At 38.1% G+C, this 13,824-nt stretch carries 18 protein-coding genes; 5 read left to right on the top strand and 13 right to left on the bottom strand.

Features of this window, described 5'->3' with window-relative positions:
* The first annotated feature begins 15 nt into the window (after positions 1-15).
* The 3 genes from ABD792_RS00860 to ABD792_RS00850 are packed head-to-tail and all read left to right on the top strand — an operon-like array spanning position 16 to position 3,960.
* The gene (locus ABD792_RS00860; protein ID WP_345003810.1) at positions 16-2,250 is read left to right on the top strand and encodes a type II secretion system protein GspD; all 2,235 of its coding nucleotides are present in this window, start codon (positions 16-18) and stop codon (positions 2,248-2,250) included.
* Positions 2,250-3,464, top strand: coding sequence for a PilN domain-containing protein (locus tag ABD792_RS00855; RefSeq protein ID WP_345003809.1), 1,215 nt, complete (start codon positions 2,250-2,252; stop codon positions 3,462-3,464). The genes ABD792_RS00860 and ABD792_RS00855 overlap by 1 nt, the downstream gene beginning before the upstream one ends.
* A complete protein-coding gene (locus ABD792_RS00850) occupies positions 3,448-3,960 on the top strand; it encodes a hypothetical protein (protein WP_345003808.1) in 513 nt (170 codons plus the stop codon). Before ABD792_RS00855 ends, ABD792_RS00850 begins: the two co-directional genes overlap by 17 nt.
* Before the next feature lie 39 nt (positions 3,961-3,999).
* On the opposite strand, the gene ABD792_RS00845 is transcribed toward ABD792_RS00850, so the two are convergent.
* The 7 genes from ABD792_RS00845 to ABD792_RS00815 form a co-directional block, all read right to left on the bottom strand.
* Positions 4,000-5,586 carry a type IV secretory system conjugative DNA transfer family protein gene (locus ABD792_RS00845; RefSeq protein ID WP_345003807.1) on the bottom strand — a complete coding sequence of 529 codons (1,587 nt, stop codon included), beginning with the start codon at positions 5,584-5,586 and terminating at the stop codon, positions 4,000-4,002.
* Positions 5,587-5,597: 11 nt separating this feature from the next.
* Complete coding sequence (gene mobB, locus ABD792_RS00840; RefSeq protein ID WP_345003806.1) at positions 5,598-6,617, bottom strand: MobB family relaxase; 1,020 nt, start codon at positions 6,615-6,617, stop codon at positions 5,598-5,600.
* Positions 6,618-6,621: 4 nt separating this feature from the next.
* Positions 6,622-7,188, bottom strand: a complete 567-nt coding sequence (locus ABD792_RS00835; RefSeq protein WP_345003805.1) for a BfmA/BtgA family mobilization protein — start codon at positions 7,186-7,188, stop codon at positions 6,622-6,624.
* 223 nt (positions 7,189-7,411) lie between these two features.
* Complete coding sequence (locus ABD792_RS00830; protein ID WP_345003804.1) at positions 7,412-7,573, bottom strand: hypothetical protein; 162 nt, start codon at positions 7,571-7,573, stop codon at positions 7,412-7,414.
* Positions 7,574-7,630: 57 nt separating this feature from the next.
* The gene (locus ABD792_RS00825) at positions 7,631-7,828 is read right to left on the bottom strand and encodes a hypothetical protein (RefSeq protein WP_345003803.1); all 198 of its coding nucleotides are present in this window, start codon (positions 7,826-7,828) and stop codon (positions 7,631-7,633) included.
* A gap of 17 nt (positions 7,829-7,845) precedes the next feature.
* Positions 7,846-8,295: a JAB domain-containing protein gene (locus ABD792_RS00820; protein ID WP_345003802.1), complete on the bottom strand. Its 450-nt coding sequence runs from the start codon at positions 8,293-8,295 to the stop codon at positions 7,846-7,848.
* A gap of 75 nt (positions 8,296-8,370) precedes the next feature.
* Positions 8,371-8,709: a single-stranded DNA-binding protein gene (locus tag ABD792_RS00815; RefSeq protein WP_345003801.1), complete on the bottom strand. Its 339-nt coding sequence runs from the start codon at positions 8,707-8,709 to the stop codon at positions 8,371-8,373.
* A 133-nt stretch (positions 8,710-8,842) separates the two neighbouring features.
* On the opposite strand from ABD792_RS00815, the gene ABD792_RS00810 reads away from it, so the two are divergent.
* A complete protein-coding gene (locus tag ABD792_RS00810; RefSeq protein ID WP_345003800.1) occupies positions 8,843-9,043 on the top strand; it encodes a hypothetical protein in 201 nt (66 codons plus the stop codon).
* A 202-nt stretch (positions 9,044-9,245) separates the two neighbouring features.
* Here ABD792_RS00810 and ABD792_RS00805 read toward each other — a convergent pair whose 3' ends face one another.
* From ABD792_RS00805 to ABD792_RS00795, 3 genes are all read right to left on the bottom strand, one after another.
* Positions 9,246-9,800, bottom strand: a complete 555-nt coding sequence (locus ABD792_RS00805; RefSeq protein WP_345003799.1) for a hypothetical protein — start codon at positions 9,798-9,800, stop codon at positions 9,246-9,248.
* Positions 9,801-9,878: 78 nt separating this feature from the next.
* A complete protein-coding gene (locus ABD792_RS00800) occupies positions 9,879-10,286 on the bottom strand; it encodes a hypothetical protein (RefSeq protein ID WP_345003798.1) in 408 nt (135 codons plus the stop codon).
* A 492-nt stretch (positions 10,287-10,778) separates the two neighbouring features.
* Entirely contained in the window at positions 10,779-11,066 is a 288-nt protein-coding gene (locus ABD792_RS00795; RefSeq protein ID WP_345003797.1) for a helix-turn-helix domain-containing protein, read from the bottom strand.
* A 296-nt stretch (positions 11,067-11,362) separates the two neighbouring features.
* Here ABD792_RS00795 and ABD792_RS00790 point away from each other — a divergent pair, with 296 nt between their 5' ends.
* Entirely contained in the window at positions 11,363-12,253 is an 891-nt protein-coding gene (locus ABD792_RS00790; protein ID WP_425568089.1) for an IS1595 family transposase, read from the top strand.
* Positions 12,254-12,326: 73 nt separating this feature from the next.
* On the opposite strand, the gene ABD792_RS00785 is transcribed toward ABD792_RS00790, so the two are convergent.
* The 3 genes from ABD792_RS00785 to ABD792_RS00775 are packed head-to-tail and all read right to left on the bottom strand — an operon-like array spanning position 12,327 to position 13,670.
* Positions 12,327-12,812 carry a hypothetical protein gene (locus tag ABD792_RS00785; protein WP_345003795.1) on the bottom strand — a complete coding sequence of 162 codons (486 nt, stop codon included), beginning with the start codon at positions 12,810-12,812 and terminating at the stop codon, positions 12,327-12,329.
* A gap of 22 nt (positions 12,813-12,834) precedes the next feature.
* Complete coding sequence (locus ABD792_RS00780; RefSeq protein ID WP_345003794.1) at positions 12,835-13,254, bottom strand: hypothetical protein; 420 nt, start codon at positions 13,252-13,254, stop codon at positions 12,835-12,837.
* Positions 13,255-13,256: 2 nt separating this feature from the next.
* Positions 13,257-13,670, bottom strand: a complete 414-nt coding sequence (locus ABD792_RS00775) for a hypothetical protein (protein ID WP_345003793.1) — start codon at positions 13,668-13,670, stop codon at positions 13,257-13,259.
* Between the last annotated feature and the right edge of the window lie 154 nt (positions 13,671-13,824).

The following is a 13,824-nucleotide window of genomic DNA, read 5'->3' as shown; positions in this document are numbered from 1 at the left end:
ATTTAAGAACCGTTCATGAAGTATTTACTATATATATTGCTATTAACCTGTTATTTAGGGATTTCACAATCTGGGCATAACCAGCGCATAGAGACCATTAAGAACCAATTGGAGATTTTGTCAGTCGATACTTCTGGACTATCCGAACAGGTGAAAACAGAGATCAACGTAAGCAATATTAGCCTGTCCAATTTTTTACTGGCCGTTTCTAATTTACATAAGGTTAATATGAATCTTGCACCCGATCTCAACCAAATAAGTATCGTTAATAACTTCTCAAATGTTACAGTAGCCGACCTACTGGTGTTTCTATGTAAAGAATATAACCTGACCATTGATTTTACGGGAAATATCCTTTCCATTAAAAAATATGCGCCTCCGGTGGTAACGCCCGAGCCACATACCATACCCGTGCAATTCAACCCCTCTGACGAAAGCATTAGTATCGATGCCAAAAACGACAAATTGTACGATGTCTTTAAGCGCATTATGGACGAAAGTGGTAAAAACTTGGTATTCACGCCCGGGATGGAAAGCCGATCCATCACCTTTTACACCAAAGACACCCCTTTTGAAGCTACGATGGACAAACTGGCCCTGGCAAACAATTTACTGGTAGAAAAAACAGAGGATCATTTTTATGTGTTTGAAGATAATGCCGTAATCGATGCAAACAAGCCCAATGCCAGATCGCGATCCGGCAGAAGAAGATCGGGATTAAACTATAAAATACTGGATGCTGACAAACAACTTTTGGAAGTGGATTTTACCAATACCCCCATAGCCGATATTGTTAATGACATTGGTGCCGATCTCGATATTGATATTTTTACGGCCACCCCTTTATCCATGGCAGGTGCGGCCACTTTTAAGACCAAATCCATAAGCTTCGACGACATATTGATCAAGATATTCGAATCGCAGTCAGGAACAGGATACGTCCCTACAACTTCGCGTGAAAACAATGGTAATCAAAACAGAAATGCCCAGAACCAATCCCAAACCGACCCCACATCAATGGGCCCTGGCTTGTTTACCTTTAAAAAAGAAGGCAACGTCTACTTTTTTGGAACCGAAAACCAACTGAGTGTCCGTACGGTCGAAATTGTACACCTAAAACATCGCTCGGTAGAGCTGCTGTCCGATCCAACCGGTGGAACCGGTAGAAACAGAACCGTTGGAAGAACTTATGGAAGCTATGGAAGGGGGTACGGTAGTTATGGTGGGTACAACAATAACAGGTATAACTCCTACAATAACAACTCCAATGGACAATATAATACTAACTTAAGTATAAACAGGAACAACCGGGAACCTGTCAACATGAATTACCAGAGTGGGTTTAGCGATTCGGGTAGTAAAGTCGAAGCTTTGTTAAGTATACTACCGGAAGAGATACAACAAGACCTAGAAGTTACAATTGACTACGAACTCAATAGCTTTTATGTTACGGGAACTGCCGCAAAAATAGAACGCTTCAAAAAATTCATAAAAAAAATAGACCAACCCGTGCCAGTTATCCTTATTGAGGTCATGCTTATTGAAGTAAACCGGAATGCCTCCATTGAATCAGGTGTTAGCTGGGGTATTGGCGATGAACCTGTGGAAACAAAAGGCGGTATTTACCCGACAACGAATCTGACTCTAGGTGCCAAAACGATCAATAAAGTTCTTAACGGTTTTGATGGCTTCGGACATATTAATTTAGGAAAAGTGGTTCCCAATTTTTTTGCTACCATAAAGGCCATGGAAAATAACGGCAACGTAAAGATAAAGTCAACTCCCAAGTTATCGACATTAAACGGGCACCGGGCTACCTTTTCAAACGGACAAACATCTTACTATGCGGTGACACAACGTAACATTTACGGTACCGATAACCCACAAACCTCCGAAATTACCAATTACGAACCTATTGATGCCGAATTGGGGCTTACCATTAAACCGCTGGTATCGGGCGACGGACAGGTAACCCTCGATATTTTTGTGGTACAATCCAGTTTCGGACTGCGTGTTGCAGACGACGCCCCACCGGATTTAAGCTCCAGGGAGTTCAGCTCCATTATCAGGGTGCAGGATCAGGATATTGTGGTACTTGGAGGTCTGGAAGAACAGGAGAAGAACGATTCCGGTTCCGGCGTCCCGTTTTTGTCACGAATTCCTGTTATTAAATGGTTGTTCAGTAGTCGCAAGCGCACCGATTCCAAAGCAAAATTGACCGTACTCATTAAACCCACAGTTATTTACTAATGGTGAGTCAGTTCAAATCATATCTTACGTTTGGAAATCGTTTCTGTGGCGTTGAACATACTGTCCAAAATGGAAAGGATGTTATTTTTGCAACCCTGCTCAAAAAGTCTAAAAAGGTAATTGATGTGTCCGACACCTTTAAAGAGACCTCCCTTGAAATACTGGCTACCAAGCTTCCCAAAAAGCAACACATTTTTCTCACTATTAACAATGATAATGTGTTAACCAAACGCCTGGAAAGCACACAAACCGATGCTGGTAAACTAGCTTATGGTGCTTTTCCCAACATCAACCTGGAGGATTTTTATTATGAGGTCATTTCATACGGAATAGTACACTTTGTATCCATTTGTAGAAAGGCCTACATTGAAACCCTACTGGAAACCTATAAGGCACAAGGACTTCCCGTAATCAATATATCCGTGGGCAATTTAATTGTTTCCGGACTGTGTAACTTTATAAACACCGAAAGCATTACCACATCTAATGCCCACATTGCTGTAGAGGAAAGTGTGATAAGCGCTATTGATAAGGTTGCTAGCCCAGAAACAATAGACTACTATATTAACGGTTTACAGATAAACAGCAACCACTTACTGTCTTTAGCCGGTGCGTTAGATTTGGTGCTGCAACATGGCATTTCGGTAACCAATGCCGGTGCGTTACAACAATCGCTGAATAATAACTACAAATATACCCGGTTTTACACGCTGTTTCTAAAATTTGCAGCGATCTTTATTCTCGGACTTCTGCTGATCAATTTCTTTATTTTTAACCACTATTTTAATTCGGTGAATGCATTACAGCAAACCTCCCAGGTTAATGAAGTAGCCAAACAAAAAGTTCTGGAACTCAACGAGCAGATTAGCAAATCGGAAAAAATGGTTGATGACATGCTTAAAAGCAGCGAATCCAAAAGTGCGTTTTACCTTAATGCGATCATCCAAGGTTTGCCCAGTACCATATTGTTGTCAGGTTTCAATTACCAACCAATACTAAAGCGTATTAAGAAAGACCAGCTTATCGAAGTGGATCGCCATACAATCGTCATTTCCGGTATATCTAATGACAGTAGCACGTTTTCCAAATGGATGACAAACCTTGAAAGTTTTAATTGGGTAGATAAGGTCAATATAGCAAACTATGAAGACGTTTCTGAATCCGTCTCCGATTTCAGTATTAAACTAGATATAACAAATGACCAACAAAACTAAAATCATACTGTTACTACTTGGTTTTTTATTAACCTTGACCTTATGCTATCAATTGGCCATTTCAAAAACCATAGAGCTCAATGTTACCTACAAGGATTTAAAACAACAGGAAGCTTTATATAAGAATGCTCCCAGACAAATGTCCTTATTAAAACAAAAACAACATTATTACGATTCTCTACTTACCAAATACCAGTTACAGGGGAATTCCGTTCAAAATAACCTTTTAAAATCCATCAATACTTTTGCCGATAGTACGAACATTAAAGTGGTTCATTTTTTAGAACCCCACAAGGTTGTAAATAACGATATTACCATAAATACTTACCAATTTACTCTAGAGGGGGATTACAATAACATGGTCAGACTTATCCATAAGCTGGAACAAAAAACCAAGTTCGGTGAAATAATAAATCTACATTTTGAAAAGAAAAAAAACTTCAGAACTGGTACGTTTTATTTACAGTTGCATGTGCTGTTGAAGAGCTTTGGATGATTCTTTTTACAATATCCGTTTTTAGGCAAATGATCCATACTATTTAAATATAGATTTTATCTCATCATGTATTTTAGCAAAATTACTTTCTAAATCTTGCTGGGCTAAAATAATTGGTAAAGCTAACTCTCTTTGTATTTTAGGACGTTTAAATTGCACCTTTCTATCCTTTCCATCTGCAAACACAACAAATTCCCCCTGTTTCAGCCTAAAAAAGATTTCTGCCCTGCGTTTGGGCACTTCCCGTTCTCCCTTCGTTACCCGAGCTTCCCATGACAGCCCTGTGCCCTTACTGACGCTTCTTGTTGGGTTCGTTATAATTTCAAAGAACCGTTCGTAATATTTTGCGGTATCAGGGTCGTTTACTTTTCCAAAGAACTGATAGGAAAGGTTACTGAGTATGGCTTTACTAGCCTTTTCGCCATAAAGCATATCGTTCTGTATCTTATCCTGCATCACATAAACGGTGGCTATGTCGTAGCTCCGCAACGTTGCGGGTATACGGTGCATGTTGGGCAACCTAATGGTCGGAGCCTCTTCCAACAGTACAAATGAGGGCAGTTGGTTCCGTTCGCTCATTTGTTTGGTAATGGTGTGTATGATTGTGGCAATGACCGGTGAAAGCGAGGCATCTTTTTTAGGGTTATTGACTACAGCTATAACTGACGGGTTTTCTGGGCTGTTAATATTTAGGGGGATATCATCCGCAGAAAGCACCATGAATATCCTTTGCGTACTGATCTTCTTAAAGGCATTGGCCAGGGTGCTCTTTACTCCTGCAGTTTGTCGCTCCGATCCCACGCCACTGATGAAAGCATCGGCCATGGATTTGGAAATCAAGTTACCCTTTAGAAATTTTATTAACCCTTTGGTATTTACCTCTTGGTAAAGAGCTATCAAATGCGGAATGGTGCAATAATCAGGATAATCCGTCTTTAAACGCCATATGAGCCCACTTATAAGCCCTTCCACGGCATCCTTAAAAAACCGTGAGGTACTGTTGTCATCAGATTCTTTGGTTTCCAATAGGTTTTCCAAAAGGACTCTTGAAACCTCATATACACTTTCTTCATCTGGTAGGTATTTAGGGGCTATGGGGTTCACCCTACTATATATGGGATCAAAGGATACAATATGGAACTGGTTTCTTCCGTTTTGGAACATGGGATAGGCCATTTCTGTAATCTCAAAATTCTTGTAGTCATGGATCACCCCAGAGAACTTGTGCTTCTTAAAATGTTCCATCAAATTGTAGATGACGCTTTCGGTCTTTCCACTCCCTGCCGAGGCTATTACCGAAATGCCTCTTCGAATATTTTCCAAGGTTAATTTATTGCCCTTGGTCCTCATGGTTACTTTATATTCCTTTCTAATGTCTTGGTCATTAGCATTTGGATCACAATAGGCGTAAATAACGACATTAATAAATTGTAATGGTAAAACCATTAGCATCATGGCTTTTAACAGGAATAGAAATCCTACTTTATGGTTTATAATAATCGTAGCTATAATCAAGCTTAACAGTATCATTAAAAATCCTTGTCGGATATATTTAATGGTCACATAGGAGATAAGCCCTCCCAAGCTCCACGATGCTATCAGTGTATATATTGGTATATCTGTCATAATACTAGGATTTAAATGCCTATGGAACCTGAATTGATGGCGGTTTCCACGCCTCTTTTGAGCCTCATCAGGGCTTTATAGGCCAGTTGTACTTTATTCGTTGGTATGGTCGGTACTTTTACGCCTGCTTTGTAAAGTGTTTTGAGTGCTACCTGTTTTTCTGTTGTTGGCAACCCTGCTATCATGGCCAGAAAACGTTTGGGATCTTTGTCCAAAACGTTCCTTGCTTTATAGCTTTCCATAAAGTTCCGTTTGTAGTTAAAGGTTCTGTCAAAGGTCTTTTCTGCGGCTTCATAAAACTTGTCCCTGTTAAAGCCTTGTTTTATGGTCTTGCCATTTAAAATGGTCTCGGCTTCTTTATGTTGTGATAATGGGGACAGCTTAAAGGTATTGGTCACGTCCTTATGGCTTACGATAATATGGATATGGTTTTGCATGCCTTCTTTTTTCATGTCCCGTACGATGCGTTTGCCGTCAATTTTATGTGGAGCTTCACGTTCCAGACGTTCTATCTCTTTTTTAATGGTCTTAATTTGTTCTTTTGATTTACCTTGTTCTATCTGTCGTATTTCTTTTTTGAGCTCCAGTATTTTTGTGGCATAGGGCTGGTTTTCCCGGATTTCTTTGTCCGTACCTTTATAGGTACGCTCTTTTTCTATCTTGGCATAGTACTTTATATCGTTTACGGTAACGGCCTTGTTCCTGTAAAAGGAGGCGGCATAATCCTTCATCATTTCCCTAACGTATTGGCGCAATTTTTCGGGATCATTGTCAATGGCCTTTAGTTCGCTTTGAGAGGGGCTGACCACCATGGAATAGAACTTGGAGTCTTTTTTGTTAAGCTTTGTGGTATTGTTATCTATTTCTTTGATAACTTCTTCAGCGTTTATCCGGTCGTTGTTTTGATCAAAGAAATACTCATGTTGCTCCAAACTTTGTTCCTGGTTTTCTTTTTCAAGATAGTTTACAAAATCGCGGACGCTGCCGCTAAAGTTTTCTCCTTGGTGCTGTTTACTGATGGCTATATACATAAGTTTACGGGTTTTTTATGGTGCGATTATATTTTTCAAGTTCTTCTGGTGTGATCTCCAGCTTTAGGTAACCTTTCCCGAAAGGGCTATTGACCATTTTTACTTTGTTTAGAACGTAATTGAAATCAGCTTTTAGCTTTTTCATGTTTTCTTCCAATCGTTCATACCTGATTTTGGGAACAGTGGTCTCTACCAATAATTTTTCTTCTCCCGTTTCGACATGCTCAAATTTCTTTTCTATGTATTCCAAATGCTCGCCCAAATAATCGTCGTCATCTCCCTGCTCCAATTGCTGTTCGAACAGGGATTGAAGCATAGCTGCTGTTGGTAGGGTCTGACTCTGTTCTATGCTCTTTATAATGGCTATGGCGTTGTTTATCCTTTTTTTGATCCGTATTTCGATGGATCGTAAGTTGCCATCGATGGAATCCGTTGGGGACAACTCGTGTATCTCAAAAAAGTCCAGCATTAATTCCAAGGCTTCGGTATGGTTACGGGCAACTTGTATAGAGAACTTTCTGAACCTGTTGGCAACCTTAATTTTAAATCGTACAGTAGAAAATGTGTCCATAATTTTATTTTCTGGCTCTTTTTGACGCAAAAAATGACAATTTTATAGGGGTTACGAGCGTTTTTGCGTCAAATCACCTTTTTTATTCTTTTTACCCAACCTTTTAAAACCTTTATAAATAAAGGCTTTACGCAGTAAATGAGATTTGTAGCGGTGCGAAAGCACGCTACCCTCTTGCTTCTCCTTTTCGTCCCGCAGGGACAAAAATTTTCAGACAACCTGATTAAAAATCAGATTGCCCTTTTTTAAGCTTACCTGCGTCTTTTAAAGGTATTGTTTTAAACGGTAACCATGAAACGTGGATTGTTGCCAAATGAACCGTTTTGATATCGAATTGTATGATTTTTTCAAAATGGGTTGAAATGGATGTCAGATGTGGGCTCATGAAAAGAAAAGACCTTTGATTTTTTTACCAAAGGTCTTTAGTGCTTGGTTTTAAATTTTAGATTTTGAAAACATATTTGTAATTGTACAAATTCCGTATGGCTTCTTCTTCCAAAAGGCTTTGGTAATTTACATAATGCTTCTTGGCATAGTTCTTAAGCTGTTCTCCAAATCGTTTTTCCACATCTTTTTTGGACATGTTAAGCAAACGTTCTTGGGTAGCTTCATCGAGGTTGTTATAATTTAAATGTACCATTGTTCTATTGTTTTAAATTATAGATCCCCGTTATCTGCAAAGCTATAGTACTCTCCATTCGGGGTAATAATCAAATGGTCAAGTACCTTAATATCCAAAAGTTCTGCTGCCAATTTGATTTTCTTTGTCAGTTTGGTATCGGCTTCACTGGGTTTTAGTTTGCCGCTAGGGTGGTTATGCGATAATATGATACCCACCGAAAGTGTTTTTAGCACTATGGCAAACAAAATCCTGATATCGACAATGGTTCCCGTAATGCCACCTGTAGAGAGTGGATAAATGCCCTTGACTTTATTAGAGTTGTTTAACAGCAATATTTTAAAGGTTTCGTTCAGTCCTATGGTCTGTTTGTTCCAATTGCCGAACAGTAATTTTGCTGCATCTTTAGAGCTATTTATGGAAGCGGATTTTGAAACGCTCAATTTTTCTCGGTAACTTATTCGTATTTCGTTAACTTTGTTCTTCATTGTTCTAGATTTTAACGTGAATGATGAAAAAGAGGGCAGCACTTTTCCACGGTATGCCCTCTTTATATTTTTAGATTAATTATTATTTCCCAACAATAGGATTTCCGATACGATGACCTCGGTTACATAGCGTTTGTTACCGTCCTTGTCATCATAGGCTCTTGTGCCCAGTTTGCCCTCTACGGCGATTTCCTTGCCCTTGGCAACATACTTTTCTATGATGTCGGCAGTCTTGCCCCAGGCGATAATGGTGTGCCAATTGGTGTCGGTCTGTTTTTCGCCCTGTCCGTTCTTGTAATGTTCATTGGTCGCCAATGACAGGCGGGCTACTTTCTTGCCGTTTTCAAGGTTTGTAATGGTAGGATCCAGTCCTACGTTTCCAATCAGCTGTACTTTGTTCTTTAATGTACTCATGATAAAAGATTTTTAAATGTCCACTTTTGGCAGACGGGTTAATAATTTCCCTTTCTCGATTTAGGTTGCTCTAAATTTTAAGGGGTGCGTTGTATGATTTCTTTCGTGCGCAGCACAATAAACGAAGTGGGTTTTGTCAAGACTTTTAGGGAAAAATCAGGAGTGTCTGCAACGTCATTTTTACCGAAGGGCTAAAAACAAGGCGGCAGAAACCTTATTTTTTCCTAAAACCTGCCATGGTCTTGACAAGTTCCATAGGGCATTAGCAGGTTCTTTTAAGCCTGTCCGCAAGGGAGCGTACGGGAAGTTAAGCGAGCGTAGTGGATGGGCTTAAACTAGAAATGCTTATGCACTGCCTGTTTTTCGATGCCCCGAAAAACAACTAAAGGCTTCTTTTATTATAAAACCCCTTAAAATTGTCCTAGGCAAAATCCGGATGTCCCAGCAGTATTGAGCAAAACCCCAAGAAGGTTTTGCCGATAGTGCGGTTAAGGCCATTTGGGTTTTGGCTTTCCGATTTCCTTTAAATCTTGTAATCAGTGGAATAGGCATTTTTGCTCTATCTCTGGAGTTTCCAGTTTCTTTAGTTTATCATTCTTCATGGACGTTTTTAATGCTTTACGCCGTTTTTCATAGATCCAAAGTCTCAGTCGGTTTAAAAGGGTCTGTTCGTAATTAGATAGTTCTTTCGGAGCTATATCTTCCATAGCTTCTACCATACTTTTGCTTTCGCTATTAAATTGCGTGGCATATTGCAGTCCGCACCATGTATAGATATTGCACCATTCTGAAGACATGGGGGCTTCGAAGGTTCTTGGCATCATATAGGCCACTGTTTCCGTAACGGATGCCATTTTCTCGCCTTTCATAAGGCATAGCATTCGGCTCATCGTGATTTTTTTCAATAAATCTTTTGGTATGGCATCTTGCCATGCTGTACTGTATATGATAACTGGGCTTGTTAGGGCATCCATTAATTCAAATACAAAATCTCGTTTTGCTTTTTTGGGATTGATCTTTATGTTTTTTTTATTTTGGACAGGATTGGTGTCGAAACCAAAATCGAGCTGTAATAGTTTAGGGTTTTCCATGATGGTATTTTTTTAGTTATTGAAAAAAGAAAGCCCGCTCTTGCGAGCAGGCCTTTAGGGTTGTAGCGTTTAAGTGCTTTAGAGTTCAAATTGCACGATCTCTTGTTCTATCTCTGATTTACGCTGTTCCAAAGTGGACTGAAGGTGTTCCGTGACCAATTTGATCAGATTGGTATTGGTGGTCTTGAATTCCAGATTATGGGAGTCCCTGATGTGGAACGAAGCTGAACCACTTTGATTATAATTAAATTTTGTCAGTTCGCTCAATGTTTGTGTCAGGCGTTCCCGTTGGGTGGCTAACCCTCTAAGTTTTTCAAACTTTTGGATGCGGTCATCCAGATTGATAACAGGCTTTTCAATTGTTGGCTTTTTTTCCAGGACTACGGTTTTACCGATGGCTTCTTCGGTCAGTTTCTTTTGGACTTCCTTGTTTACGGTTGCATTTTGTCTTTTTGCTGTTCCGTTTTGTTTTGCTTTTGTTTCCATGATAATGAAATTTTTATGTTAAACAATATTTGAGCACAACACAAACGGAAGACAAAATTTTGTCTCAAATTTTTAAGTGAAAAATTGGGGGAACCTCTGGGGGTACCGATTTTTTAGGCAGATAAATTTGAACGCAAATATTTTGCGACGTTTAGCTTTCGGGAATATTGGATGGATATATTATTTTCTGTCTCTATGACAAAAATGGATAATAAATAACATTATTTCTCAAGTAGCTATCAAATCGGTAAATTTGAATCCGAAAGGCATCAAATGAAGGTAAATTCTACCAAATAACAGTATAAATGTTAAAGTTTTCATAAAAAGGGGCTAATTCGGAGTCACTAAATTTTTCATCTTCTTTTAACCCTTATAAAACCTCATAAAATTGATTATACGGATAGTTCCTCTTTCTCCGCTTAAACCCTTGGTATCGATTGATATACAAGGGTTTTTATTTTCAGGTGTAAGTAGAGGTGTAAACTTTGAATTTTAACTTAATTGATTTGCACGCATCTGATCAATTAGTTCTTTTTTATTGTAATAGACACGATGTCCAAATCCGTAAGATTTTAGTTTGCCTTTTTTTGACCAGTTATGAATTGTTGAGATATCGACCTTAAAGAATTCTGCTGTTTCATAACGAGTCATGTAAACATCGCTTTGATCCTCGTGCAGTTGCTTAAGGTAATCCTCAATTTTAATCAAAAGTTTATCAGCAACTTTATCTGCTAATTCATCAAAAGTGATCTCATTGATTTGAATTGTTTTTGTTATCATTATAATTGGATTTGATTGTTATTCGTCCTAAAATCTTTAAGGGGTCGCTTAGCCCAGTATTCATCTAACCTAAAATCTTTATAAGAGTACCTAAAATCATGCCTTTTTGGGTAGTTAATTAAGCATATATCCACAAAATTATATGTCAAAATTAGATAACACCAACCACCATAGGGGTGTTATGCCAAATATTTGATTAAAATATAGCTGTTTTTAAAGCTATTTTTGCTTATCGACTTAGGCGTTTTGTAAATATTAATAATATGAGTAAATTTAAGGGATTAATACATAAACTTATGGAGCAAAGATTCAAAAGCCTATCCTTATTCGAATTTCAAGAGCGTTTTTCAAGTTCGGAAGATTGCTTGTTGTACCTCTCAGATCTTAAATGGGAAAATGGTTTTAGCTGTAAAAAATGTGGTCATCATCATAGTTGTTCAGGTAAAGTTTTACATTCGCGTCAATGCACATCTTGTCGTTATGTTGAATCTCCTACCGCGAACACCTTATTCCATCAAGTTAAGTTTGATCTGCTCAAAGCATTTTACATTGTCTATTTTGTAAGCACTAATAAGAAGGGCATTACTTCTACCGAATTGAGCCGTAAGTTAGATTTAAGACAAAAGACATGCTGGTCTTTTAAACGTAAAGTAATGAAGGCTATGAAAAGCTCAAGAAACTATCCTATTACTGGGAAAGCAGAAGTTGACGAAGCTGTTTTTGGTGGTCAAGAAACTGGGGTTAGAGGGAGATTGAACCACAACAAAAAGCTAGTGGTAGTAGGCATTGAGAAGAAAAAGAAAGGAATTAGCAGGATCTATGCCAGAGTGATTGAAAAAGCGAATGCAGAAAATCTTGGAGCTTTTATGAAAGACCATATTGATACAGAGGCTGAAGTTACAACTGATAAATGGACAGGATATCAACCTTTGAAAAAGGATTTTGGCAAGCTAACACAAATATATTCTGGAAAGAAAGGGAAAAACTTTCCTGAATTACATCGAGCCATTATGAACCTCAAGGCATGGCTTAGAGGAGTACATCATCATGTAAATGATCTACAAGATTATTTGGACGAATATTGTTATCGCTTTAATAGAAGCGTCATGAAAGAAAACATTTTTGACAACCTTTTGAACAGAATGGTCAATACCGAACCATGCTTTATCAAAAATATTAGTAGTTAAATGCCTAAGTCAATTTGCTTAAAAGGGACTGTGGAATAGTTAAGAGAGAGGGCGATTAAAAATAATTTCTAACTTAACTTACAGATGAAAGCCTCCATTTACACTCTGATTGCTTTTTGGTAACAAGTATTTGAATGAATCGGATATATTGAGATGGTTTTAAAAATCGATTCTTATACCCCACTACCACTGGTTTATGAAAAGCGTTCAATCTTTCTATCTTTTCGGAAAGCATTTCAAATACTAATTCCAATCTATAATTTAATGGAATGTCTGAATGCTCATCTGGAGCGAATTCAACCAGTCTAAACGGGTTTTCATAATATTTTATACTATTCAGGCTGCTCTTGTATTCACAGCCTATAAAGGCTTTATTTTGCCCTAAGCCTCTATAATTCTTCTTTCTAATTCTGTAAATTAAAAGAGGTGAAATAGAAACTTTAAGTTTAATCCAATGTGCATACTTTCTATCCTCCTTTATTTTGAGGACACCGGTTTTTCTAACAAGATCTACTGATTCCAATAAGTAGATAACTTGTGTTTCTTCACTTGATTCCATAATGATTTGAATTAATATGAAATTATTTAAATCTCGACCTTAAATATGGTGCATAAACTAGAGAATAGCCTAAGCCAGCTATGGTTAAAGAAGCCGTAATGGTTACTCCTAGTGTTAAAGTGGAGTAAATAGTCAATAAGAAGATTAGGACATCAACCAATCTATTACTCTTAATGATGCAATGCCTTATATAAGTATTGCTTTCGGCAATTGCTATTAATCCAGCCAAGGTTGCAACACCAAAGAATACATAGGTGGCAATGGCAGCACTTAATAGCATACCAAACCAACAAAGCCCAATAAATAGTAAAGCTCCTTTAGTAAATGATATGGGTTTTACCTTGGGAGCTTTCTTTAATTTAAACCTTGGTTTCTTTTTCGGTTTATTCTCTTTAGGAGGAGACTTCATTATCTCTCTCAACTCTTCTTTAAATAGTATCATGGTTACGAGGTTTGAAATTGATTATGTTCTGACTTTGCCTTGTCCTTTATCTCCTTGAACCGGCAATAGAATTGACTAGCTTTTTGTTTTGCCTTTTGTGGTGACTTTAGAAGATATTGCTGGGTTTCCAGAGTTTTATCCTTTCGGGCTTTCATAATTTCCTCTACTGTCTTATCAAAGACATTAATCTGTTCAATGAGCTTAGCTTCACCATAGCAGATTAGATCTGCCATAGATTGAAACCCTAAATGCAATACCCCAGCAGTTACATTGATACCAATAACTGTTGCGGCTTTGATTTTAACTTCTCGATTTGTTTTCATTTTGCTGTTGCCTGTTTCCAGGTCTTTATTAAAATTAGTAATTGATTTATGAGGTGAACCCTCTGTGGTTTTAGTTATAAGTTCTGTTTCCAAAGAAAGGGATAAGTATTTTTCACATTCTTCTGCAACTTTGCTGAAGTGAATTAATTCTAAACTTGCTAATGAAATTTTAAATCTTGGCTATTTCGGCGTGACCATGCCACGTATTTCGGTCAAACAGTGCCACTTTGAGAGATCCTGCAATGAT

Origin of the sequence: Snuella lapsa (assembly GCF_039539345.1) — a bacterium.
Classification (GTDB): domain Bacteria; phylum Bacteroidota; class Bacteroidia; order Flavobacteriales; family Flavobacteriaceae; genus Snuella; species Snuella lapsa.
Note: the sequence above shows the minus strand (reverse complement) of the source record. Positions and strands in the feature narration are given on the sequence as shown.